Source organism: Streptomyces sp. NPDC004610, assembly GCF_040609715.1.
In the GTDB taxonomy this organism is placed as follows: domain Bacteria; phylum Actinomycetota; class Actinomycetes; order Streptomycetales; family Streptomycetaceae; genus Streptomyces.
Genome location: NZ_JBEXLA010000003.1, coordinates 216,991 through 242,525, shown reverse-complemented (window position 1 = coordinate 242,525; position 25,535 = coordinate 216,991). Strand labels below are relative to the sequence as shown.

The window sequence follows — 25,535 nt, the reverse complement described above, 5'->3', positions numbered from 1 at the left end:
GCCGTACCGGCTGCCGGGTGGGCCGTCCGGCACGCCGGGTGGGCGGGTCCGGTCGGCGAGCAGCCGCTACCGGCGCCGGACAGGCCATCCCCATCCCCATGCCAGGCGAGTCGTTCCGTCCGCCGAGTGAGTCATCCCGTACCCCGGGTGGGCCGGTCGGGCGGTACCGGAGTGGGGCTTGGTGCGGCGGGGTGGCCCGGTGGCGCTCGACCGGCAGCATGGCCCGGCACGTCCGGACCGCCGACGACCACTCCTGGGGAACGCTGATGCCGAAGCCGCCGTCGCGGCCCGAGGTCACCGGGGCGGCCCGGCGTGCGGTGCGGGTCACGGTCGCGGCGACGGCCGGGTTCTATCCCGCCCAGCATCTGCTGGACCAACCGGTCGTCGCGGTCTACGCGCTGTTCTCGGCCATCGCCTTCGGCGCGCTCTCGCCGCTGCCCGGTTCCGGCCGCACCCGTGCCGCAACGGTCCTGCGGGCGGTACCGGCCGCCGTCGCGCTGATCGTCCTCGGGACGGTGCTGGCGGTGGCGACCTGGGCCGCCGTGGTGGGCATGCTGGCCGTGGGGTTCGTACTGACGTTCGGCGCCGCCTGTGCGCCCCGGCTCGCGGCCGTCGTACCCGGCCTCCAGCTCTGCTACATCCTGGCCTGCTTCCCGCCGTACGCGCCCGGCACCGTGCCCGAGCGGCTGGCCGGGCTCGCCGTCGGGGTCGGCGCGCTGGCGCTGTGCGAGGCGCTGCTGCTGCCCGCGCCCTGGCAGCCGTCGTACGCCGACCGGCTCGCCGGGGCGCTGGATCTGGCGGCGCGGACGGCGCGGCATCTGACCGGGGCGCCGGGCGCCGACCGCGAGACGGCGGCGCGGCTGCGGGCCGAGGGCCGGGCGCTACGGTTCTCGCGGCAGCCCGCGGGGAGCCGCCCCACGGGAGCGGGGCGCCGGGACCGCGCGCTGGCGCAGGCCGGTTCGGCGACCCGGCGGCTGCTGGACCAGCTCGCCGCGCTCACCGAACTCCCGCCCGGCCCGGCGGACATCGCCGCGCAGAGCCTGCTCCGGGGCACGGCCGCGGCCTGCGCGGACACGGCGGCGCTGCTGCGCGGGCGGCACCCGGCCGCCGGGCCGGAGGTGATCGTCGAGATGACCGACCGGTTCCTGGTCGAGCGGACCCGGCTCCCGCACTGCCCCGAGGGCACCCTGCACGCCCTGCTGCGGCGACGGTCGACGGTACTGTCCGTCGCCGTCTCGGCCGTGACCGTACGGACCGCCGCCTCCCTCGCCACCGGGGGCCGCCGCTCGGTGCCGGGGCTGCCGCACGAGCAGTTCTGGTACGCCGCGCTGCCCGCGCGCCGGCTGTGGCTGGTGCGGATCGCCGGGAACCTGACCCGGAACTCGGTGGTGTTCCAGAACGCCGTCCGGACGATGCTGGGGCTGGCGCTGGCCCGGCTGGTGGCGGGGTCGTTCGAGCTGACGCACGGCTTCTGGGTGCTGCTTGCCGTGCTCACCCTGGGGCGCACCACGGCGGGCGCCACCTGGTCCGCGGTCCGCTCGGCGGCCCTCGGCACCCTGCTGGGCGCGGTGGTGGCGGGTGTCCTGGTGATCGGCGCCGGGAACGCGACGGCGGTCTACGCGGTGCTGCTGGTGCCGACGATGCTGCTCGCGTTCTCGGTCGGGCCGGTGGGCGGACCGGCGTGGGCGCAGGGCCTGTTCACGCTGGTGGTGTCGATGGCGTTCGCACAGCTCGCGCCGGTGACCTGGCGGCTGGCGGAGGCGCGGCTGGTGGATGTGCTGACGGGCAGCGCGATCGGGCTGCTGTGCGGGCTGCTGGCCTGGCCGTCGGGGGCGCGGGCGGAGATCCGGCGCGGGGTGGCGGCGCTGCTGCGGACCGCCGGGCCCCTGGTGCGGGCCACGGCGGACGCGGTGACCGGTGCGGGCGGGCGGCGCGGGGAGGTCGCGGCGGGGATGCTGTGGCTGACCCTGCACCGGCTCCAGATCGCCGAGGCCGCGTACGCCCAGTACCGGGCGGAGCCGGTGCCGCACACGGGCGACGACGGCGACAGCGACGACGGCCCGGACTGGCTCGCCGCGCTCAACTACGGCTCGCGGGTGCTGATCGGCGCGTACTGGCTGCCGCAGGAACGGGGCGGTGGGGCCCGGTCGTTCCCGCCGGCCGTACGGGAGTGGGCGCACGAGACCGCCGGGCGGATCGCCGCGGCGGGGGAACGCGCGGCGGACCACCCGGGGAGGGGGCTGCGGGTGACCCCGCCCCCGCTCCCCTGGTCCGAGGCCCGCGCGGCACCGGCCACGGCCCTGCCCCGCCTGGTCGACATGGAGGTCTGGCTGCACGCCCTGGCGAGGGACCTGGAGACGGCGGTGGCGGGGGCCGGGGGATCGGGCGGGGCGGGGCGTGGGTTCCCGGACCTGCCGGATGGCGGGAGTCAGGCGTGAGGGGGCGGGCGGGCGGCGAGGTACCTGCCGTCGGCCAGTCGGCCGACCGGGTGCCGTGCCTGCCGACGGGACCCATGGGCTGGGCGGCACGGCAACCCTTGTCTGGGCGGCACGGCAGCCCTTGCATCGGGTCGGCGAGGCTGCACGGGGGCGGGAGTCGGCAGCCGCGGACGCTCGACGGAGGGGGATCAGATAGGCGGGATCGGAGGCGGGGGATCAGATGAGCTGGATCGGAGGAGGCGGATCGTAGGAGCTGGATCGGAGGAGGCGGATCGGAGGAGCGGGAGCCGACCGGCGACGGACGCTTCCGGCGGTCGACCGACGCGGCAGGCGCCATGGGCGGCGCGGCACCGCGGCGACGCGTGCTACCCGGCCGCACAAGGTCGGTTCAGCCCGGTACGAGCGACCGCGCAAACCTGCGGCACGCTCCCCGCTGCCCCGCCCGCCACTCGGCCGCGCTCAGCGCCCCCCCCTGACCGCCCGATGCGCCACCACCGCCCCCCCGACCGCCCGGCGCGCCACCACCGCCCGCCGTCGCGGACGGCCACCCCGGCGTCGAGCCCACGACCGACACCGCCGCGCCTGGCCCGCCCAGCAAGTGCGGCCCCCGATCAACGGCCCCGACCGGCAAACCCGCCCGCGGACCCCCGCACGAACCACCACCCGACCGAACCCCTAAGACTCCGGCCGCTGCCCCGGTACCTCCGGCCTCAGCCGGGCCAGTAGGCGGGCGCGTTCCTCGGTGAAGGCCGGGTCCGCCTGGTAGTCGGAGTGGCCGAGGATCGGGGCGGGGAGGGGGTGCAGCTCGGTGCGGCCGTAGGCGAGGGGGTCGGCGAGGGCGTCGCGGTCGACCTCGGGGCCGCAGTCGCCGGGGAGCCGGATGGGGCCGCCGATCGGGTCGGTGGCCCGGTACAGATTGCGCCAGCAGTCGACGTCCTCGTGCAGCGCGGTCAGCGCGGCGGAGCCGAAGTACGCCGGGAACCAGCGCCCGTACAGCCGCTCCAGCGGGGAGCCGTAGGTCAGCAGGGCGACCCGGTGGCGTACCTCCGGGGAGAGCTGCCAGGCCGCGGCGGAGGCGAGGACGCTGCCCTGGGAGTGGCCGGAGATGACCAGGCGTCCGCCGGTGACCTCGGTCCAGGTCGCCATCCGCCAGGTGAGGTCGGGGACGGCCCGCTCGGCGTAGCAGGGCGGGGCGAAGGGGTGCGCGGCGCGCGGCCAGAAGGTGCCGACGTCCCACAGGATGCCGATGGTGCGCCGCGCGGACGGATCCTTGTAGGCGCGGCGGCCGGAGGCGACGAACAGTATGAAGCCGAGCCCTATCAGCCAGGAGCCCAGCGCCTGGGCGGTCTCCGCCGCGCCGTGCACGAACGGGTGGACACCGGCCGCGGCCTGGGCCGGGGTCTCGTCGGTGGCCAGCGCCCCGGCCAGCGCGCCCGCGCCGAGCACCAGCGTCACCAGCGCGGTCGCGGCGACGAGCATGGGGGCCCGGTCGGTGAGCCTGGCCATCGCGCGCGTGCGGGCGATACGGCGGGTGCGGCCGTCGTCCGCGGTCTCCTCGGGATAGTCGTCGGAGACCCCGGACTCCTCGGCGCGGGCCAGCCGCAGGGTGCCCCGGGCCAGCCAGACCACGACGAGGAGCAGGACCAGCAGCAGCGGCGGGATCACGGACGCCTGCCAGGTGAGCAGGACGGGCGGGCCGGGGATGATCACCCCCGTGCCGTCCAGCCAGTCGGCGACCCGCTGGGAGATGCCGCCGGAGAACACCCCGCCGAGCGCGCAGGCCAGCAGGGCGACGGCCGGGCCGCCGAAGCCGCGCATCGCGCTGCGGGGCTCGGGACGGGCCCGGTGCAGGATGTGCGCGACGACGCACAGGGCGAGCGCCAGCAGCCCCTGGAACAGGGCGAGCGCGCCGAACACGGTGTCGCCGGGCAGGCCCCGGGAGGAGTGCCAGCCGGGACGGGCCCAGCCCGCGTACAGCACGGCGAGGAGCAGCAGGACGACCGCGGCGAGCGGCAGCAGGCGCACCAGGTGGGCATCGAGTTCGCGGTCGACGCGGCGCTCGCTGCGCCCGCGTCGGCAGACCACCCAGAGCACGGCCGCGAAGCCCGCCGGCAGGGCGCCGCCGAGGAGGACGCCGAGCAGATCGAGGGCGGCGGGGCCGTCGGTCCCGCGGTCGTACCGCAGGGCGGCCCAGACGAGGGCGGCGGCCATGGTGAGCAGTCCGGCGGCGGTGTGGGCGGCGCGCAGCCGGGCGACCAGCCTCCGGCCGAACCAGAAGCCGGGCCGCCCCAGCGCGGTGGCGGCGCTCTCGGCGGGGGTCCGGGGCCGGTGAGGGGACACCGACGGCGCACGCTCCTCCGCCTCCTGAGCCTCTTCGCCCGGTGACCCGGTGTTCATCGGGCGGGCCGACTCGTACGCGCTCCAGGTGCGGTGGGAGAGGTACCACAGGAGCCCGATCAGACCGGCGGGGACGACGGTGGCCAGGGCGAGGCGGCGTCCCGGCAGGCTCCACCAGCCGTTCTGGGACAGCTCCGGGGAGAGGAAGCCGAGCCAGGAGTTGCGCTCGGCGCAGGCGCGGGTGCCCGCGCACTGCCAGGCGGCGAGATCGAGGGCGACCTCGCAGGCCGCCGCCGCCATCAGCACCGTCAGGGAGAGCCCGGTGAGCCGCACCAGCAGCCCGTACAGCCGGACCGCGCGGGTGTGGCCGCGGGTCGGCGGGCGCATCCAGTGGGCGAGGTTGGCGACCATGAACGGGAGCAGCAGCAGCCACAGGGCGCGGGCGCCGTTGCCGGAGGTGAGGTTGGACCAGACGTACGCCTCCTGGACCGGCTCGCCCGGGGCGCGGTCGGCCCGGTGTTCGGCGTCGAGGTCGCCGGTGCGGCGGAAGACCGCGGCGATGTTGTCGCCGGTGACCCGTTCGGTGCGCGGGTCGTTCAGCATCTTCTCCGGCGTCGCCCCGCCCACTCCATGGACCAGGAGTTCCAGGGCGATGGTCGCCCCGCCGCCGTCGATCGCCGCGCTCGCCGCGGCCCGTTCCTGCGCGCGTTCCACTGCTGTGTTCCCCCGAGATGTGCCGTGGCGGTGCCGTCCGGCGCCTGTGTGGGCGCGGGCTCAGGATCTCCGGGGAGCCGTCCGCGCGCCCCTGTCGTCACCGAATCTCCCTGATCATTGTGACGGACCGACCACGGCCCGGACACGGAGTGGACACCCGGTGTCGCCGCCCGGACGGGGCGGCGGGCGGGCCGACTGGCGGGTCGGCGGGCGGGTCGGCGGGCGGTGGCGCCGGGGCGGGCGACCCGTGCGAGGATGGGACGCCCCGCGCCCCTGACCGGCGTCCCTGGCGTCGCAGCAGGTGCGAGGGGGTGTCCGAGGAGCGGCGGCGAAAGGACCGGAGCGTACGTGAGTGAGAATCAGAACCTCCTCGCGGAGCAGCGGCGTGCCCTGATCCTGGACGAGGTGCGGCGCCGGGGCGGCGTCCGGGTGAACGAACTGACCCGCAAGCTCGGTGTCTCCGACATGACCGTGCGCCGGGATCTGGACGCGCTGGCCCGGCAGGGCGTGCTGGAGAAGGTGCACGGCGGCGCGGTCCCGGTGGTGGAGGCCAGCACCCATGAGCCCGGTTTCGAGGCGAAGTCGGGTCTTGAGCTGAGCGCCAAGGAGGACATCGCGCGCGCCGCCGCCGAACTGGTGGCCCCGGGCGCGGCCATCGCCCTGTCGGGCGGGACGACGACCTACGCGCTGGCGCAGCGGCTGCTGGACGTGGCCGATCTGACCGTGGTGACCAACTCGGTGCGGGTCGCGGATGTCTTCCACGCGGCGCAGCGGTCCTCGGGGCCCCGGCCGGGCGCGGCGACGGTGGTGCTGACCGGCGGGGTGCGGACCCCGTCCGACTCGCTGGTGGGTCCGGTCGCCGACCAGGCCATCGCGGCGCTCCACTTCGACGTCCTGTTCCTCGGGGTGCACGGGATAGCGCCCGAGGCGGGGCTGTCGACGCCGAATCTCGCGGAGGCGGAGACCAATCGGCGGCTGGTGCAGTCGGCGCGGCGGGTCGTGGTGGTGGCCGACCACACCAAGTGGGGCACGGTGGGGCTGAGTTCGTTCGCGTCGCTGGCGCAGGTCGACACCCTGGTCACGGACGCGGGGATGGGCGCGGGGGCGCGCGCCGAGATCGGGGAGCACCTGCGGCTGGTGGTGGCCGGGGAGCCGCACGGGAGCGAGGATCCTCCCGGGGTCGCGGACGTCTGACGGACCGCCGACTGAGGTGGGCGCGCCCTGACCGACCGACCCGCTCCGAAAAGCGGTCCGGCTGGTTCCCGCCCGGGAGGTCGTGGCGCCCCCGGAGGCGGTGTTACGGGCGCTGGCGCATGCGCCCGGCGTACGCGCCCCTCACCCCACCCACTCCCCCGTCCTCAGCACCCTCTCGATCACCGTCGTGTACGGCGTGATGTCCAGGCCCTGTTCCGCGAGCCAGGCGTCCGAGTAGTACTTGTCGAGGTACCGGTCCCCCGGATCGCACAGCAGGGTGACGACGCTGCCCTGCCGGCCCTCCGCGACCATCTCGGCGACTATCTTCAGCGCGCTGTACAGCCCGGTCCCGGTGGAGCCGCCCGCTCTGCGGCCGATGGCCCGCTCCAGGGCGCGGACGGCGGCCACGCTCGCCGCGTCCGGCACCTTCATCATCCGGTCGATGGCACCGGGCACGAAGCTCGGCTCCATCCGGGGGCGGCCGATGCCCTCGATCCGGGACCCGGAGTCGCAGGTGACGCCCGGGTCGCCGGTGGTCCAGCCCTCGAAGAAGCAGGAGTTGTCGGGGTCGGCGACACAGATCCGGGTGTCGTACTGCATGTAGTGCACATAGCGGGCGATGGTCGCCGAGGTGCCGCCGGTACCGGCGGTGGCGACGATCCAGGCGGGTTCCGGATAGCGCTCCAGCTCCAGTTGGCGGAAGACGGACTCGGCGATGTTGTTGTTGCCGCGCCAGTCGGTGGCGCGTTCGGCGTAGGTGAACTGGTCCATGTAGTGGCCGCCGGTCTCCGCCGCGAGCCGGGCGGACTCCTCGTACACCTTGCGCGGGTCGTCCACGAAGTGGCATCGGCCGCCGTGGAATTCGATGAGACGGCACTTCTCGGCGCTGGTCGTGCGGGGCATCACCGCGATGAAGGGGACGCCGATCAGTCCGGCGAAGTACGCCTCGGAGACGGCGGTGGAGCCGCTGGACGCCTCGATCACCGGGCGGCCGGGCCGGATCCAGCCGTTGCACAGGCCGTAGAGGAAGAGGGAGCGGGCGAGGCGGTGTTTGAGGCTGCCGGTGGGGTGGGTGGACTCGTCCTTGAGATAGAGGTCGATGCCCCAGGGCTCGGGGAGCGGGAAGCGGAGCAGATGGGTGTCGGCCGAACGGTTGGCGTCGGCCTGGACCTTGCGGACGGCCTCTTTGAGCCAGTCGCGGTAACCGGGGTCGGTGCGGTCGACATCGAGGGTCGCTCCGGGCCGGGTCTGCTGAGGGGTGCTCACGGCGGGCTCCTTACGCTGCGCGCCGACGCTCTGCCGCGCGGGCGGCACTTCGATCATAGGCATGACCGGCAGCGCTTCTCACCTGCATAAACGCATCTTTGGGGGGCTCAAAGCGAGCGCTGGGGCCCACGCGGCGCGGCAGGCGGGGCCGGTCGGCGGGGGCGCATTCGCCCGAGTGCTCCGGGCGCCCGGCGGGAAGCCGCCGCACGCACTGGTGCGCGAGGGCGGCCCGGGGCAGACTGCACCGCGCGGGGTCGGCTCGTACGGCCGTACGGTCGGGGCGGGGCACGCCGTACCGTGGAAGCGGAGGTCTCGTGGGCCCCGGGCCGGGCGGCCGGCGGGGCGTGGGAGCGAGGGGGCGAGGGGAATGGCGGAGCAGGAGTTCACGGCGAGCGGGGTGCGGATAGGCAGGCGGCTGCGGTCGCTCACCCGGGCCGGTCAGGTCCGGATCCGCGGCGGCAGGCTGGAGTTGCTGACCAGCTACGGCAGCGAGATCGACAGCGCGCCGGTACAGGCGGTACGGGCCTCCCGGCCGTGGTTCGCGCCCGGGGACCGCGCGCTGGCGGACCTCAACGGCACCCGCTATCTGCTCACCCTCGGCGACCACGATCCGGCCCCGGGACAGCCGGGCCCCCCGGCGGCCCGCCGGTTCATCGAGGCGGTACGGCACGCAGCGGGGCGTGACCGCTGAGTCACCATGAGTTGCGGTACCGCATCCGCTGGGTCACGCTTGATTCACCTCACCCAGGGTTTACCGGCGACAACGCTGCGAGCCAGCCCGCCGGGCACCACAGCGGGCGGGCCGCCGCGCGACGGCGCTCCGCCGGCTCCGAACTCCGTGTTCTTCCGGACCTCAACGTCGGGGAGCCGCAGCCGTGATCAGTCACCCCACCAGACACTGCGCAGTGGAGCTCCAAGCCCTGCCGGCGCGGATCGGTCAGGTCCGCAGAATCGTTTCAGCGCAATTGCGCTACTGGCATCTCGACCCGCTGATAGACCGCGCCTCGCTCGGTGTCACCGAGCTGCTGAGCAATGTCCACCGGCACGCCCAGCCCGACAAGACCTGCACCGTGGAGATCGAGCTGCGGCTCGACCGGCTGACGGTCTCGGTGCACGACCACGATCCCCGGCTGCCGGAACTGGGCGAGGCGGATCCGCTGGCCACCTGCGGCCGGGGACTCGCCATGGTGGCCGCCGTCAGCGAGAGCTGGGGCGCCCAGCCGGACGGTGAACGCGGCAAGGTCGTCTGGTTCACCCTGCCGACCCCCGCCCACGCGGTCACCAAGCCCGCCCGCCCCGCCCGCCGCCCGGCCGCCGAACCGGCGGCCGTCTTCGCGGAGGTGTTCACGGAGGCCGAACCCGCCGGTCTCACCGCCGACGCCCACAGACCCGGACACGCCCCCGCCCGCTCGGCCGTTCCCGGCTGAACGGGCGGCGACCGGCCGCCCGCCGCGAACGCCGACCGGGAGATGCCTGCCGGCACGGGGCCGGGTCTTGGACAGCCGCCGGGAGACGCCTGCCCGGCACGGACCCGGGTCTCGGGCAGCCACCGGGAGACGCCTGCCCGGCACGAGACGCCGATCTCGGACACCCACTGCGAGATGCCTGCGCGGCATGGACCCCCGGTCTTGGACACCCACCGCGAGATGCCTACCGGCACGGAGCCGGACCCCGGACACCCACCGCCAGACGCCCGCCCGGCACGGGACCCCCGGCCTTGGACACCCACCACGAGATGCCTCCCGGCACGGAGCCGGACCCCGGACACCCACCGCCAGACGCCCACCGGCACAGCCCCCCGGTCGCGGACACCCACCACCGAACACCCGCCCGGCACACCCCACCCCCGGCCCCGGACACCCACCACCAGACCCCCACCCCCCACAGCCCCTCCCCCCGGTCTCGGGCGGAGCCCCGCCGTGAGACACTCCCCTCGGGCCGGGTCTGCTGGATGCCTCTTCTCCCCTCTCACCTGCCCTTTCGTACCGGCCGAGTGCCCCTTGGGGCCCACATTCCGCCGGGTCAGGCAGGGGACCCGCACCGCTCCCCCGCCCGACTTGTTTTCCTGATATTCAGAGATGGTTCGTAGATGTTTTGCCCTTTGTTCATCTGACAGGTACCGGCCAAGTGCCGTACGAGGCTGGCCACTTGTGGGCCGGGATCTGACCGGAGGCGGGGGCTGTCCCTACTATCGGTCCCCCCCCACAACATCCCGCACGACACCCTCAAGCCCTCAGGAGTCACGATGCTCGAAACGGCGTCCCGCGCCGCCCCACCCCCCTTGGTGGTGGGCAGCCGGGACCACGACCCCGACCACGGGGGCCGCCCCGCCCCCGCGCCCAAGTCCGGCCGCAAGGCCAAGGAACGGGAGCGGGCCCGGCTGACGGCGGCGTACGCGGAGCTGCTCCAGGAGATCCGGGTGGCCCAGACCGGCGTGCAGGTGCTCCTCGCCTTCCTGCTCACCCTGGCCTTCACCCCCCGGTTCGCCATCATCACGCCCATGCAGCGCTATCTGTACGTGGCCGATCTGCTGCTGACCGCCGTCGCCGCCTCGCTGCTCATCGCACCGGCGCCCTTCCACCGGCTGGTGCACGGACGTGAGCTGCGCAAGCAGTTACTGGACATCTCCGCCCGGCTGGCGTTCTGGGGGCTGATCGCGCTGATGCTGGCGATGGTCACGTCTCTGCTCCTGATCCTCGATGTCGTCCTGGGCCTGCATGTGGCGACCTTCCTGGCCGGGATCACCCTGACCTGGTTCGCCGTGTTCTGGTGCGGACTTCCCTGCTGGAGCCGCCGCCGCGCCCGGACCCGCGAGGCACCACCCGCCCCACAGGTGAGGATCCCCCGGCAGTCCACACGCAACGCCGTGGAGGAAGTGCCCGTACGACACTCCGCCTAGGCGGACCCTGGATACCCGGGCGGCGTCGGCCCGGCTCGGAACCAGATGGGACACCCCGGCGAATCCCCCACATTTCCGCTCCCCCCGCACCGACGGTTCCCACATCTGTCCCGCATCCGTCCCGCAGCCCTCCCACACCGCTCGACGGGACCGCTTCCCGGCAGCGCTCGGCAGAGCCGCGCCGACCGCGCACGCCACGCAGACCGCGCACGCCGCGCACGCCGCTTCCCGGCACAGCCCGGCAGGACCCGCACCGGCCGACAACACCCGCACCACCCCGCAGGACCCGTACCACCCGGCAGTACCCCTACTCGCCGACAACACCCGCACCACCCGGCAGGACCCCCACCCGCCAACAGCACCCGCACCACCCGGCAGCACCCCCACCCGCCCACAACACCCCCACCACCCTGCAGCACCCCCACCACCCGCGCACTCCGCAGACGCGCCCCTCCGCTTGGGGGTGCCGCGGAGCCCTCCCGGCCCCGTCCCGGCGCCGGAGCGCGCGGCACCCCTTCCGTCTTCGGGCCGTGACTACTCCGTCCCGATGGCGCGCAGCACATCCAGCCGTGCCGCCCGTGCCGCGGGCCGTACTCCCGCCAGCGCTCCGGCCGCCAGCCCCACCACCACGACCGCCGCCGGCCGCAGCGGCGGCAGGGCGAAGACGAACGTGCTGTCGGCGGAGGCGCGGACCAGGACCCAGCCGAGGAAGGTGCCCAGGGCGAGACCGCCGGCCGTGCCGAAGGCGGCGATCAGGACGGACTCCCAGCGGACCATGGCCCGCAGTTGGGGCCGGGTCTGGCCGACCGCGCGGAGCAGGCCCAGTTCACGGGTGCGTTCATGGACGGCCAGGGTGAGGGTGTTGGCGATGCCCAGCAGGGCGATCAGCACGGCGAGTGCCAGCAGGGCGTAGACCAGGGTGAGCATCATGTCGATACCGCTCGCCGAGGATCGGGCGTACTCGTCGCGGGTCTGCACCTCGGGGCCGCCGAAGCGTTCCGCGGTCCGTTCCACGGCGGCGGTGCCGGTGGCCGGGTCGACGCCGTCGGCGAAGGAGACCGCGACCAGGGTGTCGGCGTCCTGCGTGCGGTGCGGGGCCCAGGCGTCGCGGGTGATGACATAGTCCCCGGCGAGTTCGGACGGTCCGTAGACCGCGCGGACGGTGAAGGTCCGCCGGGTGCCGTCGGTGAAGGCGAGGCGGAGGGTGTCGCCGGTCGTGACGTGCGCGCGGTCGGCCTCCGTCGCGGTGAGCGCGATGCCGTCGGTCCCGAGCCCGGACAGATCGCCGTGGACCGTGCCGAGGTCGAGGACGCGGGCGAGGGCGGGCGGGTCGGTGACCGTCAGCGCGCGTCCGTCGCCGTTCACCTCGGCGACCCCCCGGCCGAGCCCCACGGCGGTGTCCACCTCGGGCAGCCGGGCGATCTCCGGCGCGAGCCGGGGGCTCAGCCCGCTGCCGCCCGCGCCGAACCCGGGGGTGCCGATCGCCACGTCCCCGGCGAAGGACCGGGACACGGTCCGGTCCATGGTCGCCTTCAGCGAGGCCCCGAACACCGTGAACAGCGACACCACCGCCACCCCGATCATCAGCGCGCTCGCGGTGGCGGCCGTCCGCCGGGGACTGCGCAGGGCGTTGCGGCGGGCGAGCGAACCGGTCACCCCGCGCAGCCGGGCCGCCGGGGCGCCGAGGATCCGTACGGCCGCGCCGGAGGCGACCGGTCCGAGGACGACGAAGGCGGCCAGGGTCAGGACGGCACCGGTGCCGGCGAGCCGGACGGACGGGGCGGCCAGCACGCCGGTCAGGGTGGTGGCCGTCGCGAGGGTGAGCAGGGCGCCCCCGGCGAGGGCGCGCGGGCGGGAGGCGCCCGAGGTGTCGACGGCACTCTCGCGCAGCGCGGCCAGCGGTGCGGTACGGCCCGCGCGGACGGCCGGGAGCAGGGCGGAGCCGACGCAGACCACGACGCCGACCGCGAGGGGCAGGGCGAGCGAGAGCGCGCCGATCACCAACGCGCCCTCGGGGAAGGGGAAGCCGATCGCCGGGAACAGCGCCTGGAGTCCGGCGGCGATGCCGATACCGCCCGCGAGTCCGGCCAGTGAGGCGGCGACGGCGACGGCGGTGGCCTCGGTCAGGGTCAGCACGGTGATCTGGCGGCGGGCGGCGCCGAGCGCGCGCAGCAGGGCGTTCTCGCGGGTGCGCTGGGCGACCACGATCGCGAAGGTGTTGTGGATGGAGAAGGTGGCGACCAGCAGCGCCACCCCGGAGAAGACCAGCAGGAAGGTGGTGAAGACGCTCAGGAACCGGCCCGAGATCAGGTCGGTGTTCTCCTGGGCGAGTCGCTCGCCGGTGATCGCCTCGGTGCCGGGCGGCAGCACCCCGTTGAGCCGCTCCACCAGGGCGTCCTGGCCGACCCCGGCCTCGGCCCGGACCCGGATGTCGGACGCCTCGCCCGGCCGTGCGGTGAGGTAGCGCCCGGCGTCGGCGAGGGTCATGCCGGTGTAGGTGACCTGGGCCATGCCGTCCGCGCCGCCGAAGGTGGCCAGGCCGACGACGGTGACCTCGACGGGATCGGGGGTGCGCAGCACGGTCCGGTCGCCGAGGGTGAGTCCGCCGCGCTCGGCGGTGCCCTCGTTCACCACGATCTCGCCGGATCGTTCGGGGGCCCGCCCTTCGGCCAGCCGGTAGGGGTTCAGCCGGGGGTCGGTGATCCAGTTGCCGGCCACGGTCGGGGGGCCGTCGCCGCCGATGGGTTCGCCGTCGGAGCCGAGGAGCTGGCCCGCGCCCTCGACGCTCGGCACGGCGGCGGCCACGCCCGGCACCCGCTGGACGGCGTCCACCAGATCGGTCGGCACCGGCTGCCGGACGCCCTGGCTCTCGCCGGGGGCGGTGATGGCGTCGGCGCCGCGGACCACGGCGTCGGTGCCGCTGGTGGCGTTGCCGAACATCGCGTCGAAGCTCGCTCTGAGCGTGTCGCCCATGACCAGGGTCCCGGCGAGGAAGGACACCCCGAGGAACACAGCGAGGAAGGTGCCCGCGAAGCGCCGTCCGTGGGCGCGCAGGGAGGAGCGGCTGAGCCGCAGCGCGACCCTCATGACGGCACCTCGAAGGCTTTCATCCGGTCCAGGACCCTGTCCGCGGTCGGCTCCGGCATCCGGTCGACCAGCCGTCCGTCCGCGAGGAAGACGACCTCGTCGGCGTGGGCGGCGGCGACCGGGTCATGGGTGACCATGACGACGGTCCGGCCCATGGTGCGCACGGCCCGGCCGAGCAGTCCGAGGACCTCCTCGCCGGAGCGGGAGTCGAGGTTGCCGGTCGGCTCGTCGGCGAAGACGACGTCCGGCCGGGCGGCGAACGCCCGTGCCACGGCGACCCGTTGCTGCTGTCCGCCGGAGAGTTCGGCGGGCCGGTGCCGGAGCCGGTCGCGCAGTCCGACGACCTCGATCAGCGCGTCGGTCCACTCCGGGTCGCCGGACCGCCCGGCGAGGTCCAGGGGCAGGGTGATGTTCTCGGCGACGGTCAGGGTGGGCACCAGGTTGAACGCCTGGAAGACGAAGCCCACCCGGTCCCGGCGCAGCAGGGTCAGTCGGCGGTCGTCCAGGGCGCCCAGCTCCGTGTCCCCGATCCAGGCGGTGCCGGAGCCGAGGGTGTCGAGTCCGGCGGCGCAGTGCATCAGCGTGGACTTGCCGGAGCCCGAGGGCCCCATGATCGCGGTGAAGCGCCCGGCCGGGAAGCCGACGCTCACCCCGTCCAGGGCCCTCACCTCGGTGTCGCCGTGCCCGTACACCTTCACGGCGTCGACGACCCGGGCGGCGGTGCGGGCAGCGGTCGTGGTGGTCGTGATCACCGGCCGCCCCTGTCCGTCGTCGTGCGGCCGAACTGCTCGTCCAGGACGGACAGCCGCCGCCAGTACTCGTCCTCGTCGATCTCGCCCGCCGCGAAACGGCGGCCGAGGACGGCGATCGGGGAGTCACCGGCGGGCCGGACGTCCCGGCGGCCGTAGCGCCCGGGGCCGCCGCGCCACACCGTGCGCCGCAGCACGCCCACCGCGCCGATCACGACGGCCGCCCAGATCAGCGGGAACAGCAGGATCCAGGGGCCGGGCCCGCCACCGCCGCCCCAGTCTGCGAGGGTCTGCATCTCAGGTCATCTCCCAGGTCGGGGCGGCCACCGGCCGGCCCCTCGTCGTTGCGTCATCGATGCCTTGAGCCTCGCTCCGCCGGGGGTGCCGGGGCGTCGTACGGCCAGCGGCTGTGCGGCTACCTCCCGGGGAGTAGTCGCGCTCCGCCCGGCTGCTTCCTTAGGGTGTCGGTGGAGGTGGGGACGGACATGACAGCGGAGGCCGGGGCCCGGCGGGGCGCGTACGGGGCGGTGTCGACGGCGCTGGCGCTGCGCGGCGATCGTGAGCTGGCGGACCTGCTGGAGTCGGCCGAGCCGCTCGGCACCGGCATCGGCGGGCGGGCGGCACGGCTGGAGATCGAGGGGACCGGGGTCTTCGTGAAGCGGGTGCCGCTCACCGCGCGCGAACTGCGCCCGGAGCGGCTGCGCTCCACGGCCAATGTCTTCGACCTGCCCGCCTTCTGCCAGTACGGCGTCATCAGCCCCGGGTTCGGCGCCTGGCGGGAGCTGGCCGCCCACATCATGACCACGGACTGGGTCCTGGCGGACCGGTACGCGGGCTTCCCGCTGATGTACCACTGGCGGGTGCTGCCGGACACGCTCCCGCCCCCGCCGGCCGAACTCGCCGATATCGACCGGGCCGTGGCCTACTTCGGCGGCGGCGACGCCGTACGGGGGCGGCTGGAGGCGCTCCGGACCGCCCCCGCGAGCCTCGTCCTGTTCCTGGAGCACATCCCGCGCACCCTGCACGACTGGCTGGCCGAGGAGGTGCGGGGCGGCGAGGAGCGGGCCGACCGGGCCGCCGCGCTGGTTGAGCACCGACTGACCGAGGGCGCCGCCTTCATGGGCGCCGAGGGCCTGCTGCACTTCGACGGCCACTTCCGGAACATCCTGGCCGACGGGGAGCGCCTGTACTTCACGGACTTCGGCCTGGCCGTCTCCGACCGCTTTGCCCTCTCCCCCGCCGAGTCCGCCTTCCTCACCCACCACCGCACCTACGACCACTGCTATCTGCGCAGCTATCTGGTGAACTGGCTGATCACCGCCCTGTACGGCCATCAGCGCGCCGAGCGCGAGGCCCTGATCCGCGCCCTCGCGACCGGCGCCGAACCCCCGCCCGGTCCCCCCGGCATCAGGGCGCTCCTCACCCGGCACGCCCCGATCGCCGCCGTGCTCACCGAGTTCTACGGCCGGGTCCAGGACGACAGCCCGGACACCCCGTACCCGGCGGAGACTCTGCGGCGGCTTCTGGCAGCAACCAGCCGCCCCTAGTTTATTGACCGATCGTTCTTGTATCGCCTAGGGTCGTCCCCATGGCCAGGACCAAGGAATTCGATCCCGACGCCGCCCTCCAGTCCGCCCTGGAACTGTTCTGGCGCAAGGGCTACGAGGCCACCTCCATGGCCGATCTCGTCGCACATCTCGGCATCGCCCGCGCCAGCATCTACGCCACCTACGGCAACAAGCGCGACCTCTATCTGAAGGCGCTGGACCGCTACGGCGAGGCCCGCACCCCCGGCCTCACCCGCGAGCTGTCCCAGCCGGGCCCGGCGCTGCCCGCCGTACGGGCGCTGGTGCGCCGGTTCGCCGAGGAGGCCGCGGACGAGACGCGCCGCCCGCACGGCTGCCTGGTCACCAACACCGCGGCGGAGCTGGCCCCGCACGATCCGGGGGCGGCCCGGCGGGTCGAGCGGAGCTGGGGGCACACCGAGACCCTGCTGCACGCGGCGCTGCTGCGCGCCCAGGCGCAGGGCGAGCTGGCCGCGGACCGCGATCCGCGCGCCCTCGCCCGGATGCTGCTGGTGCTGATGCAGGGGCTGCGGGTGGTGGGCAAGGCGTCCGACGACCCGGCCCGGGTCCGCGACGCGGTCGAACAGGCACTGACCCTGCTGGACTGAACCCCGCCCCGCACTCCGGGGTGTTCCTTGCCGTCCTTATACTAGACCGTTCGTTCTGGAAAGAAGGATGTATGCGCGCGCTCACCGGCGCGGTCGCGCCGGACCGGCGGCGGCCCGACGCCGCCCGGGTGTTCCCGCTCCTCGGTTCCCTCCAGGTCACCCTGATCTTCACGCTCGCCTCCCTCGCCGTCCCGCTGCCCGAGATAGGCCGCCGATTCGCCCTCGGCCGGGACGAGTTGATCCTGCTCAGCGCGGCCTACGGGCTGGCCTTCGCCGGTCTGCTGCTGTTCGGCGGACGCCTCGCCGACCGGTACGGGGGACGGTCCGCGCTGATCGGCGGGCTGTGGCTGTTCGCCGTCGCGTCCGTCGCCGCGCCGCTCGCCCCCGGCTACGAGGCGCTGCTCGCGGCGCGGTTCGCGCAGGGGGCCGGTGCGGCGCTGATCGCCCCCGCCGCCATGACCGTACTGCGCGCCCTGTATCCCCGGCCGGGCGACTACCGCCGGGCGATGGCCACCTGGGGCGGGCTGTCGGTGCTCGGCGCGACGGCGGGCCAGGTGCTCTCGGGGGTCGTCTCCGCGCTCTCGTCCTGGCGTTGGGCGCTCGTGGTGCCCGCGGTGGTGGCGGTGGCGGGGCTGGTCCTGGTGCCCCGGACGCTGCCCCCGGGCGACAGGCCCCCGCGGTCGGGCGGGCTCGATGTGCGCGGCGCGGTGCTCGCCACCGGGGGGCTGGTCGCGGCCAGTTACGGGCTGGTGGTCACCGACGCCCGGCCGTGGGGGTCCGCCCTGGTGCTGGGGCCGCTCGCGGTGGGGGTGGCGCTGCTGGCGCTCTTCGCGGTCGCCGAACGCCGGGCGCGCGATCCGCTGCTGCCGCCGGGGTTCCTGCGCGACGGGCGGCGCGGGCTGGGTCTGCTGGCCACCGCGCTGACCGCGGCCGGGACCAGCACGGTGTTCATCCTGTTCTCCCTGTTCCTCCAGGAGGAACGGGACTGGTCGGCGCTGCGCACCTCGGCCGCGTTCGTGCCCTTCGCCGTCGCCCTGCTCGTCTCCGGGCGCATGGCCGGACGCCTGATCGCGCGGTACGGGCCGGGCCCGGTCACCGGGGGCGGGCTCGCCCTCGCCGCCGGTGGTCTCGCCCTGCTCGCCGCCACCGGCCTCGACCCCGGCATCCCGTACGGCCACGGCGTGCTGCCCGGCTTCGTGCTGCTGCCGGCCGGGGCCGCCGCCGCCTTCGCGGGGGCCGCCGTCCTCGCCACCGACCGGGTGCCCGCGGAGCGGACCGGGCTGGCCGGGGGTGTGCACAACACCGCGATGGAGACCGGGCCGACCGTTGTCCTCGCGGTACTGCTCGCCGCCGGGAGCGATGCGGTGAGCCTGGCGGTGGCGGCGGGGGTGTTCGCGGTCGCGGCGGGGGCGCTCCGCTTCCGGGCGGGATGATCGCGCGCCCTGTTTCTTACTTCCTTCTCTCTCGACATCTCCCTCAGGAAAGGCAGTTCACCCATGTCTCAGCACTCTCAGCACTCTCAGCACCGTTTCAGCGATCGGTCCGTGCTCGTCACCGGAGGGGGTTCCGGGATCGGGCGGGCCATCGCGCTGGCCTTCGCCGCCGAGGGGGCGAGGGTCGTGGTGGCCGGGCGGAGGCGGGCCGCGCTGGACGAGACCGTCGCCCTGGTGCGGGCGGGCGGCGGCACGGCGGTCGCGCAGGTCGCCGATGTGTCCCGGCACGCCGAGGTGGAGGCGCTGACCGACACGGTGACCGAGCGGTTCGGGTCGCTCGACGTGGCCGTGAACAACGCGGGCGTCTTCCAGGGCGGCCCCGTCACCGAACTGTCCGAGGCGGACTGGCGGCGGGTCCTCGACATCAATGTGACCGGCGTGCTGTTCGCGATGGCCGCGCAGATACGGCGGATGCGGACCCAGCCCGGCGGCGGGGCCATCGTCAATGTGTCCTCGAACCTGGGGCGGCACCGGCAGTGGCCCGGCACCACCCCCTACTCCGCCACCAAGGCGGCCGTCACCTCGCTGACCCGGGGCGCGGCGCTGGAGCACATCGCCGAGGGCGTGCGGATCAACGGGGTGAGCCCCGGCGCGTCCGACACCACGATGTCGCTGCACGGCGGGGAGACGGAGGCCGACCGGGCGGCACGGATGAAGGACGAATCACCACTGGGCCGGATCTCGACCACGCCGGAGGTGGCGGCGGCGGTGCTGTATCTGGCCTCGGACGCCGCCGCGTCGGTGGTCGGCACGGATCTGGTGATCGACGGCGGGGCGTCCTTGTAGCGGCGGGGCACCACGGGGACGACTCGATCGGGCCGCAGCCGCCGGGGCGGCGGGGAGCCGGGTCGGGTCCGGTCGGGCCGCTGCCGCCAGGGCGCCGGGAGCTGTGCCGGGTCCGGTCGGGCCGCCGCCGCCAAGGCGCCGGGGAGCCGTGCCGGGTCCGGTCGGACCGCTGCCCCCAGGGCGCCGAGGGGGTCGTGCCGGGTCCGGTCGGACCGCTGCCCCCAGGGTGCCGGGGAACCGGGTCGCGTCCGGTCGGGCCGCAGCCGCCAGGGCGCCGGGGAGCCCGGTCGGGTCCGGTCAGGGCGCAGCCGCCAAGGCGGCGGGAGCTGTGCCGGGGCCGGTCGGGCCGCCGCCGCCAAGGCGCCGGGGAGCCGTGCCGGGTCCGGTCAGGCCGCAGCCGCCAAGGCGCCGAGGGGGTCGTGCCGGGTCCGGTCGGACCGCTGCCCCCAGGGCGCCGAGGGGGTCATGCCGGGTCCAGTCGGGCCGCAGCCGCCAGGGCGCCGGGGAACCGGGTCCCGTCCGGTCAGGCCGCAGCCGCCAACGCGCCGGGGAGCCGTGCCGGATCCGGTCAGGCCGCAGCCGCCAACGCGCCGAGGGGGTCGTCCAGGACCGGCTGCCAGGCCAGTTCGGCGGCGCCGACCAGGCTGTTGTGGTCCAGGGTGCAGGGCAGGATCGGCACCACCCCGCTGCGGCCCCACAGACTGCGGTCGGCGACCACCGCGCGCAGCCGCTCGGGGTGGGCGTCCAGCAGGGTGCGGTGGAGTCCGCCGAGGATGATCCGGTCGGGGTTGAGGATGTTGACCAGCCCGGCGAGGCCGAGGCCGAGCCGTTCGACCAGGGTCTCGACGGCGGCGCGGACACCGGGGTCGTCGGACTCGTGCCGGATCAGGTCGTTGGCCTGCTGGAGCAGGGACACCACGGGGCCGGGGCGGCGGCCCGCGGTGGTGAGCAGGGCCAGCGGGTCGGTCTCGACATCCAGGCAGCCCCGGCTGCCGCAGTGGCAGGGGCGGCCCTCGGGGTTGACGGTGAGGTGGCCGACTTCGAGGGCCAGGCCCGCGCTGCCGGTGTGCAGCCGTCCGTCCAGCACCAGGGCGCCGCCCACCCCTCGGTGTCCGGTGGCCACGCACAGCAGATCGCGCGAGCCGCGCCCGGCGCCGTGCCGGTGCTCGGCGAGCGCGGCGAGATTGACGTCGTTGGCGGCGAAGGCGGGCCCGGTGATCCCGGCCGCCCGCACCTGCTGGGCGAAGATCTCCCGGACCGCCGATCCGGCGGGCCAGGCCAGATGCAGCGGGTTGAGGGCGAGGCCCTCGGGTTCGGCGACGGCGGACGGCACGGCGAGCCCGGCGCCGACACAGCGCCGTCCCGTCTCGCTGAGCAGTGCGGCGCCCGCTTCCACCACCTGGCCCAGCACCTTCGCCGGGTCGGCGGCGACGGCCTCGCAGCCGGGCGTGGTGGCGACCATCCGGCCGCCGAGCCCGACCAGCGCGGCCCGGAAGCCGTCGGCGTGCACCTGGGCGGCGAGCGCGACCGGGCCGTCCTCGGCGAGTTCGAGGCGGTGCGAGGGGCGGCCCTGGGAACCGGCGGCGGCCGTCGGGCGGGCGTCGACCCGGATCAGGCCGAGCGCCTCCAGTTCGGCGGCGACGGCTCCGGCGGTGGCGCGGGTGACGCCGAGTTCGGCGGTGAGCACCGCGCGGGTGGGTGCCCGTCCGGTGTGCACCAGCTCCAGCGCGGGGCCGAGCGCGCCGCGCCCCCGGTCCAGCCGCGTTCTCGACGTGATCCCTTCCCCCGGCCGCCGGGGGTCCGCCTTGCCGCTCATGACGGCGAGTCTGCCATGATCCGCCGGCCTGCCGGGGCGGTGCGGCGGTCCGCCGTCGCGCGCGATGGCACGGCGGCACCGGGTGCGGCCGGGCCGCCGGAGCGGGCCGGGCGGAGGCCCTCGTACGGGACCGTGCCTGGGCACGCGCGCGGTGGCCGCACGGCACCGGAGTGCCCGCCCTCGCGGCCCCGTCCTCCCCCCAACCCCCCTGAGCTGCGGTTCCGCTAGCCTTGGCGGCGATGAGCGACCGTATGACGACCCCGTGGGGCGCGTTCGAGCTGTCCCGGTTTCCCGAGGACCCGCGTGACCGGCTGCGTGCCTGGGACGCCGCCGACGCCTATCTGCTGCGGTATCTGGCGGCCCGGGAGACCGGCCCGGCCGGTGAGGTCGTGGTGGCCGGCGACCGCTGGGGCGCCCTGGTCACCGCGCTCGCGCGCTTCGGGCCGACGCAGATCACGGACTCGTTCCTCGGCCAGGAGGCGACCCGGGCCAACCTCGCCCGCGCCGGGGTCCCGCCGGGCACGGTCCGGCTGCTGACCACGCAGGATCCGCCGCCGGAGCGGATCGATCTGCTGCTGGTGCGGGTGCCGAAGAGCCTGGCGCTGCTGGAGGATCTGCTGCTGCGCCTCGCGCCCGCGCTGCACGAGGGCACGGTGGTGATCGGCACCGGGATGGTCAAGGAGATCCACACCTCCACGCTCACCCTGTTCGAACGGGTGCTCGGGCCGACCCGCACCTCCCTCGCCGAGCAGAAGGCCCGGCTGATCTTCTGCACCCCGGACCCGGGCCGGGTGCCCCCCGTCAACCCGTGGCCGTACCGCTACGCCCTGCCGGACGGCGTCGGCCCCGCCTCCGGGCACACCGTCGTCAATCACGCGGGCGTCTTCTGCGCCGACCGGCTGGACATCGGCACCCGGTTCTTCCTCACCCATCTCCCGGATGTGCGAGGGCTGCGCCGGGTGGTGGACCTGGGCTGCGGCAACGGGGTGGTGGGGACATCGGTGGCGCTGGCGAACCCGGACGCCGAGGTGCTGTTCGTGGACGAGTCGTACCAGGCGGTGGCGTCGGCGGAGGCCACGTACAAGGCGAACGGGGTGCCGGGGCACGCCGAGTTCCGGGTCGGGGACGGGGTCGCGGGGGTGGCCTCCGCGAGCGCGGACGTCGTGCTGAACAATCCGCCCTTCCACACCCATGCCGCGACCACCGACGCCACCGCCTGGCGGATGTTCACCGGGGCGCGGCGGGTGCTGCGGCCGGGCGGGGCGCTGTATGTGGTGGGCAACCGGCATCTCGGGTACCACGCGAAGCTGAAGCGGGTGTTCGGCAACAGCGCGGTGGTCGCGAGCGACCCGAAGTTCGTGGTGCTGCGCGCGGTCCGGCGGTAGCGGCCGGGGGTTCAGGCGCCGGGCGGCGGGTCCAGTACGGCGATGATCGACGCCACCGTCCGGGCCATCGCCTCCCGGCCGACCGCGAGGTACGTGCGGGAGTCCACGGCCCGGGGGTGGGCGGCGAGGAACTCCCGGATCGCGGCGGTCATCGCGGCGTTGAGGGCCGTGCCGACATTGACCTTGCTGATGCCGCCCGCGACGGCGGCGGTCAGTTCGCCGTCCGGGACGCCGGAGGAGCCGTGCAGCACGAGTGGGACGCCGAGCGTGCCGGACAGGCTCTTCAGCAGGGCGTGGTCGAGGGCGGCGGTGCGCTCGGTCATGGCGTGCGTGGTGCCGACGGCGACCGCGAGGGCGTCCACCCCGGAGTCGGCGACGAAGGCGCGGGCCTGACGGGGGTCGGTGCGGGCGCCGGGGGCGTGGGCGTCCAGCGGGGGGCGGCCGTGCTTGCCGCCGACCTCGCCCAACTCGGCCTCCACCCACAGCCCCTGGGCGTGCGCCCAGTCCGCGGCGGCGCGGGTGGCGGCGAGATTGTCGCCGTAGGGCAGCCGTGAGGCGTCGTACATCACCGAGCTGAAACCGGCGTCCGGGGCCTGGCGGAGCAGTCCGTCGCTGACCACATGGTCGAGATGCAGGGCGACCTGCACGGTGGACCGCTCGGCGGCGGCGACCGCGGCGCGGGCCAGCGGCAGCAGCCGTCCGTAGCGGAACTCGACGGTGTTCTCGCTGATCTGGAGGACGACGGGACGGCCGGCCAGTTCGGCGCCGGCGATCACCGCCTCGATGTGCTCCAGGGTGATGACATTGAAGGCGCCGACGGCACCGCGGGCCGTGGCGGCGCGGCCGACGAGGTCACCGGTGGTGGACAGGGGCACGGCGGAATCCCTTCTGGGCGGGGGCGGGGCGGGCCGGTCAGGGGGTGAGGATCACCGAGCGGGTGAGATGGCGGGGGCTGTCCGGGTCCAGGCCGCGCGCGGCGGCGACGGCGACGGCGAGGCGCTGCGCGCGGACCAGTTCGGCGAGCGGGTCGAGGCGGTCGCCGGGCACCCAGCGTCCGCCGGTGGCCCGGACCTGGTCGGCGAGGCCGTCGGGGGCGGGGCCGAACATCCAGGTCGCGCCGCCCTCGGTGGTGATGCTGATGGGGCCGTGGCGGTACTCCATCGCCGGGTACGCCTCGGTCCAGGACAGGGACGCCTCGCGCATCTTGAGGGCGGCCTCGTTGGCGAGACCGACGGTCCAGCCGCGGCCGAGGAAGGTGAACTGGCGGCAGCCGGTGAGCCCTTCGGGGAGGTCCTCGGCGAGCGCGGTGCGGCAGTCGGCGACCGCGGTGGCGGGGTGGGCGCCGAGATGGGCGCGGAGCAGGGTGAGGGCGGTGGTGGCGAACCGGGTCTGCACGACGGAGCGTTCGTCGGCGAAGTCCAGGACGACGATGTCGTCGGCGGCGGTCATCACCGGGGTGGCGGGGTCGGCGGTGACGGCGGTGGTGCGGGTCCGGCCGCGCAGGGCGGCGAGCAGGTCGAGGACCTCGGTGGTGGTGCCGGAACGGGTCAGGGCGAGGACCCGGTCGTAGGGGCGGGCGGCGGGGAACTCGGAGGCGGCGAAGGCGTCCGTCTCCCCGGCGCCGGCCGCCTCGCGCAGGGCGGCGACGGCCTGGGCCATGAAGTAGGAGGTGCCGCAGCCGACCACCGCGACGCGTTCGCCGGGGGCGGGCAGGGCGTCCCGGTGCCGGGGCGCCTCTTCCGCGGCGCGCTGCCAGCACTCCGGCTGGCTGCTCAGCTCGTCCTCGACATGGCTCATGCCCGAACCTCCTGTTGTCGTACCGACCTCAAGGACCTACTCGACATGCTTGCTCTTGCTTGTTCTTGCAAGATAGCGCGTGCTTTCAATCAACATCAAGCATTCCGGCGGGTTGGTGACAGGGTTCTGCGCTAGGGTCGCCGGAAGATCCCGGAACCTCGGGGCATGGGTGGTGGGAGGTGCGGATGTCGCGTGACGCCCGCTGGAAGGCGCTGCTGGAACTCCTGGTCGAGCGGGGCCGGCTGGATGTCGAGGAGGCCGCCTCGGCGCTGGAGGTGTCCGCCGCCACCATCCGCCGTGACTTCGACCAGCTCGCCGAGCAGCAGATGCTGGTGCGCACCCGCGGGGGCGCGGTGGTGCACGGGGTGTCGTACGAGCTGCCGCTGCGGTACAAGACCGCCCGGCGCGCCTCGGAGAAGCAGCGGGTCGCCAAGGCGGTCGCGGAACTGGTCGCGCCCGGCGAGGCGGTGGGCCTGACCGGCGGTACGACCACCACGGAGGTGGCCCGCGCGCTCGCCGTCCGCAGCGACCTGGCCTCCGGCGCCCCGGCGCTGACGGTGGTCACCAACGCGCTGAACATCGCCAATGAGCTGGCGGTGCGCCCGCAGTTCAAGATCGTGGTGACCGGCGGGGTCGCGCGGGCCCAGTCGTACGAGCTGATCGGGCCGCTGACCGACGGGGTGCTGTCCCAGGTGACGCTGGACATGGCGGTGCTCGGGGTCGTCGCCTTCGATGTGACGCACGGGGCGGCGGCGCACGACGAGGCGGAGGCGGCGGTCAACCGGCTGCTGTGCGAGCGCGCCGAGCGGGTGGTGGTCGCGGCGGACTCCAGCAAGCTGGGCCGCCGCGCGTTCGCCCGGATCTGCGCGACGGAGACGGTGCACACCCTGGTCACGGACACGGCGGCGGACGCGGAGACGGTACGGGGGTTCGAGGAGGCGGGGGTGACGGTGATCACGGTCTGACGGACCCGACTCCGTGGCCGGGTCCGGGTGCGGGTGCGGGTGGACCAATCCCGGGCCCGGGTCGGTATGGGCCATTCCCGGGTCCGGGGTCCGTTTGGGTCATTCCCGGGCCCGGGTCCGTATGGGCCATTCCCGGGCCCGGTCCGCACGGCCCACCCCTGCGCCCGGTCCTGGCCCACCCCTGGGCCCGGTCCGCACGGCATCCCTTGGGCTGGTCCAGACGGGCCGCTTCCCCGCCCGGATCTCCACGGGCCACTCCCGGCCCGGGTCCCTACGGGCCCCCTCCTCCGGGCCCGGATCCCCACAGACCCCCGCCCGGCTCAGCGGTCGGCTCGGCACCCGGCTCGGCACCCGGCTCGGCACCCGGCTCGGCACCCGGCTCGGCACCCGGCTCGGCACCCGGCTCGGCACCCGGCTCGGCACCCGGCTCGGCACC

General features: G+C 75.1%; 20 protein-coding genes. 12 read left to right on the top strand and 8 right to left on the bottom strand.

The features are described from left to right. Positions 1–218 precede the first annotated feature (218 nt). Positions 219–2,438, top strand: coding sequence for an FUSC family protein (locus tag ABZX40_RS05150; protein WP_355741892.1), 2,220 nt, complete (start codon positions 219–221; stop codon positions 2,436–2,438). A gap of 675 nt (positions 2,439–3,113) precedes the next feature. Here ABZX40_RS05150 and ABZX40_RS05145 read toward each other — a convergent pair. Then, positions 3,114–5,378: a hypothetical protein gene (locus ABZX40_RS05145; RefSeq protein ID WP_355741950.1), complete on the bottom strand. Its 2,265-nt coding sequence runs from the start codon at positions 5,376–5,378 to the stop codon at positions 3,114–3,116. Between the two features lie 459 nt (positions 5,379–5,837). On the opposite strand from ABZX40_RS05145, the gene ABZX40_RS05140 reads away from it, so the two are divergent. Beyond that, entirely contained in the window at positions 5,838–6,683 is an 846-nt protein-coding gene (locus tag ABZX40_RS05140; RefSeq protein WP_355741895.1) for a DeoR/GlpR family DNA-binding transcription regulator, read from the top strand. 141 nt (positions 6,684–6,824) lie between these two features. Here the strand turns inward: ABZX40_RS05140 and ABZX40_RS05135 are convergent, their stop codons facing one another. After that, positions 6,825–7,949, bottom strand: a complete 1,125-nt coding sequence (locus ABZX40_RS05135) for a PLP-dependent cysteine synthase family protein (protein WP_355741898.1) — start codon at positions 7,947–7,949, stop codon at positions 6,825–6,827. A 367-nt stretch (positions 7,950–8,316) separates the two neighbouring features. Here ABZX40_RS05135 and ABZX40_RS05130 point away from each other — a divergent pair, with 367 nt between their 5' ends. The 3 genes from ABZX40_RS05130 to ABZX40_RS05120 all read left to right on the top strand — a co-directional run bounded on the left by ABZX40_RS05130 (position 8,317) and on the right by ABZX40_RS05120 (position 10,848). Continuing rightward, complete coding sequence (locus tag ABZX40_RS05130) at positions 8,317–8,640, top strand: hypothetical protein (protein ID WP_355741901.1); 324 nt, start codon at positions 8,317–8,319, stop codon at positions 8,638–8,640. 184 nt (positions 8,641–8,824) lie between these two features. Then, positions 8,825–9,376, top strand: coding sequence for an ATP-binding protein (locus ABZX40_RS05125; protein WP_355741904.1), 552 nt, complete (start codon positions 8,825–8,827; stop codon positions 9,374–9,376). A gap of 818 nt (positions 9,377–10,194) precedes the next feature. Next, positions 10,195–10,848, top strand: coding sequence for a DUF6328 family protein (locus ABZX40_RS05120; protein WP_355741907.1), 654 nt, complete (start codon positions 10,195–10,197; stop codon positions 10,846–10,848). Between the two features lie 534 nt (positions 10,849–11,382). Here the strand turns inward: ABZX40_RS05120 and ABZX40_RS05115 are convergent. Genes ABZX40_RS05115 through ABZX40_RS05105 form a run of 3 tightly spaced genes read right to left on the bottom strand, consistent with a single transcriptional unit; the run spans position 11,383 to position 14,980 of the window. After that, on the bottom strand, positions 11,383–13,935 hold the full coding sequence (locus ABZX40_RS05115; RefSeq protein ID WP_355741910.1) for an ABC transporter permease: 2,553 nt from the start codon (positions 13,933–13,935) through the stop codon (positions 11,383–11,385). After that, positions 13,932–14,684 (bottom strand): ABC transporter ATP-binding protein, encoded by a 753-nt coding sequence (locus tag ABZX40_RS05110; protein ID WP_355741953.1) that lies wholly within the window; start codon positions 14,682–14,684, stop codon positions 13,932–13,934. The genes ABZX40_RS05115 and ABZX40_RS05110 overlap by 4 nt, the downstream gene beginning before the upstream one ends. Continuing rightward, on the bottom strand, positions 14,684–14,980 hold the full coding sequence (locus ABZX40_RS05105; protein ID WP_355741913.1) for an SHOCT domain-containing protein: 297 nt from the start codon (positions 14,978–14,980) through the stop codon (positions 14,684–14,686). The genes ABZX40_RS05110 and ABZX40_RS05105 overlap by 1 nt, the downstream gene beginning before the upstream one ends. Before the next feature lie 189 nt (positions 14,981–15,169). Here ABZX40_RS05105 and ABZX40_RS05100 point away from each other — a divergent pair, with 189 nt between their 5' ends. The 4 genes from ABZX40_RS05100 (at position 15,170) to ABZX40_RS05085 (ending at position 19,136) form a co-directional block, all read left to right on the top strand. Next, positions 15,170–16,231 (top strand): protein kinase family protein, encoded by a 1,062-nt coding sequence (locus ABZX40_RS05100; RefSeq protein ID WP_355741916.1) that lies wholly within the window; start codon positions 15,170–15,172, stop codon positions 16,229–16,231. Between the two features lie 41 nt (positions 16,232–16,272). After that, complete coding sequence (locus ABZX40_RS05095) at positions 16,273–16,857, top strand: TetR family transcriptional regulator (RefSeq protein WP_355741919.1); 585 nt, start codon at positions 16,273–16,275, stop codon at positions 16,855–16,857. A gap of 71 nt (positions 16,858–16,928) precedes the next feature. After that, positions 16,929–18,290, top strand: coding sequence for an MFS transporter (locus ABZX40_RS05090; protein ID WP_355741922.1), 1,362 nt, complete (start codon positions 16,929–16,931; stop codon positions 18,288–18,290). 63 nt (positions 18,291–18,353) lie between these two features. Then, complete coding sequence (locus ABZX40_RS05085) at positions 18,354–19,136, top strand: SDR family oxidoreductase (RefSeq protein ID WP_355741925.1); 783 nt, start codon at positions 18,354–18,356, stop codon at positions 19,134–19,136. A gap of 568 nt (positions 19,137–19,704) precedes the next feature. Here ABZX40_RS05085 and ABZX40_RS05080 read toward each other — a convergent pair. Continuing rightward, positions 19,705–20,952 (bottom strand): ROK family protein, encoded by a 1,248-nt coding sequence (locus tag ABZX40_RS05080; protein ID WP_355741927.1) that lies wholly within the window; start codon positions 20,950–20,952, stop codon positions 19,705–19,707. Positions 20,953–21,203: 251 nt separating this feature from the next. On the opposite strand from ABZX40_RS05080, the gene ABZX40_RS05075 reads away from it, so the two are divergent. Beyond that, positions 21,204–22,337: a methyltransferase gene (locus tag ABZX40_RS05075; protein ID WP_355741956.1), complete on the top strand. Its 1,134-nt coding sequence runs from the start codon at positions 21,204–21,206 to the stop codon at positions 22,335–22,337. An 11-nt stretch (positions 22,338–22,348) separates the two neighbouring features. Here the strand turns inward: ABZX40_RS05075 and ABZX40_RS05070 are convergent, their stop codons facing one another. Both ABZX40_RS05070 and ABZX40_RS05065 read right to left on the bottom strand, forming a co-directional pair. Continuing rightward, positions 22,349–23,212 (bottom strand): class II fructose-bisphosphate aldolase, encoded by an 864-nt coding sequence (locus tag ABZX40_RS05070; protein ID WP_355741930.1) that lies wholly within the window; start codon positions 23,210–23,212, stop codon positions 22,349–22,351. A 37-nt stretch (positions 23,213–23,249) separates the two neighbouring features. Further along, entirely contained in the window at positions 23,250–24,134 is an 885-nt protein-coding gene (locus ABZX40_RS05065) for a sugar isomerase (RefSeq protein ID WP_355741933.1), read from the bottom strand. 185 nt (positions 24,135–24,319) lie between these two features. Between ABZX40_RS05065 and ABZX40_RS05060 the strand changes: the two genes are divergently transcribed. Next, complete coding sequence (locus tag ABZX40_RS05060) at positions 24,320–25,099, top strand: DeoR/GlpR family DNA-binding transcription regulator (protein WP_355741935.1); 780 nt, start codon at positions 24,320–24,322, stop codon at positions 25,097–25,099. 121 nt (positions 25,100–25,220) lie between these two features. Next, the coding region (locus ABZX40_RS05055) for a hypothetical protein (RefSeq protein WP_356009226.1) at positions 25,221–25,535 on the top strand (315 nt) is incomplete at its 3' end.

Bases quoted from the DNA above. Each gene is read 5' to 3' on its own strand.
- ABZX40_RS05075 (WP_355741956.1), top strand. From the start codon at position 21,204: ATGACGACCCCGTGGGGCGCGTTCGAGCTGTCCCGGTTTCCCGAGGAC.
- ABZX40_RS05065 (WP_355741933.1), bottom strand. From the start codon at position 24,134: ATGAGCCATGTCGAGGACGAGCTGAGCAGCCAGCCGGAGTGCTGGCAG.
- ABZX40_RS05150 (WP_355741892.1), top strand. From the start codon at position 219: ATGGCCCGGCACGTCCGGACCGCCGACGACCACTCCTGGGGAACGCTG.
- ABZX40_RS05060 (WP_355741935.1), top strand. From the start codon at position 24,320: ATGTCGCGTGACGCCCGCTGGAAGGCGCTGCTGGAACTCCTGGTCGAG.
- ABZX40_RS05130 (WP_355741901.1), top strand. From the start codon at position 8,317: ATGGCGGAGCAGGAGTTCACGGCGAGCGGGGTGCGGATAGGCAGGCGG.
- ABZX40_RS05085 (WP_355741925.1), top strand. From the start codon at position 18,354: ATGTCTCAGCACTCTCAGCACTCTCAGCACCGTTTCAGCGATCGGTCC.
- ABZX40_RS05120 (WP_355741907.1), top strand. From the start codon at position 10,195: ATGCTCGAAACGGCGTCCCGCGCCGCCCCACCCCCCTTGGTGGTGGGC.
- ABZX40_RS05100 (WP_355741916.1), top strand. From the start codon at position 15,170: ATGACAGCGGAGGCCGGGGCCCGGCGGGGCGCGTACGGGGCGGTGTCG.
- ABZX40_RS05115 (WP_355741910.1), bottom strand. From the start codon at position 13,935: ATGAGGGTCGCGCTGCGGCTCAGCCGCTCCTCCCTGCGCGCCCACGGA.
- ABZX40_RS05105 (WP_355741913.1), bottom strand. From the start codon at position 14,980: ATGCAGACCCTCGCAGACTGGGGCGGCGGTGGCGGGCCCGGCCCCTGG.
- ABZX40_RS05090 (WP_355741922.1), top strand. From the start codon at position 16,929: ATGCGCGCGCTCACCGGCGCGGTCGCGCCGGACCGGCGGCGGCCCGAC.
- ABZX40_RS05080 (WP_355741927.1), bottom strand. From the start codon at position 20,952: ATGAGCGGCAAGGCGGACCCCCGGCGGCCGGGGGAAGGGATCACGTCG.
- ABZX40_RS05145 (WP_355741950.1), bottom strand. From the start codon at position 5,378: ATGCTGAACGACCCGCGCACCGAACGGGTCACCGGCGACAACATCGCC.
- ABZX40_RS05095 (WP_355741919.1), top strand. From the start codon at position 16,273: ATGGCCAGGACCAAGGAATTCGATCCCGACGCCGCCCTCCAGTCCGCC.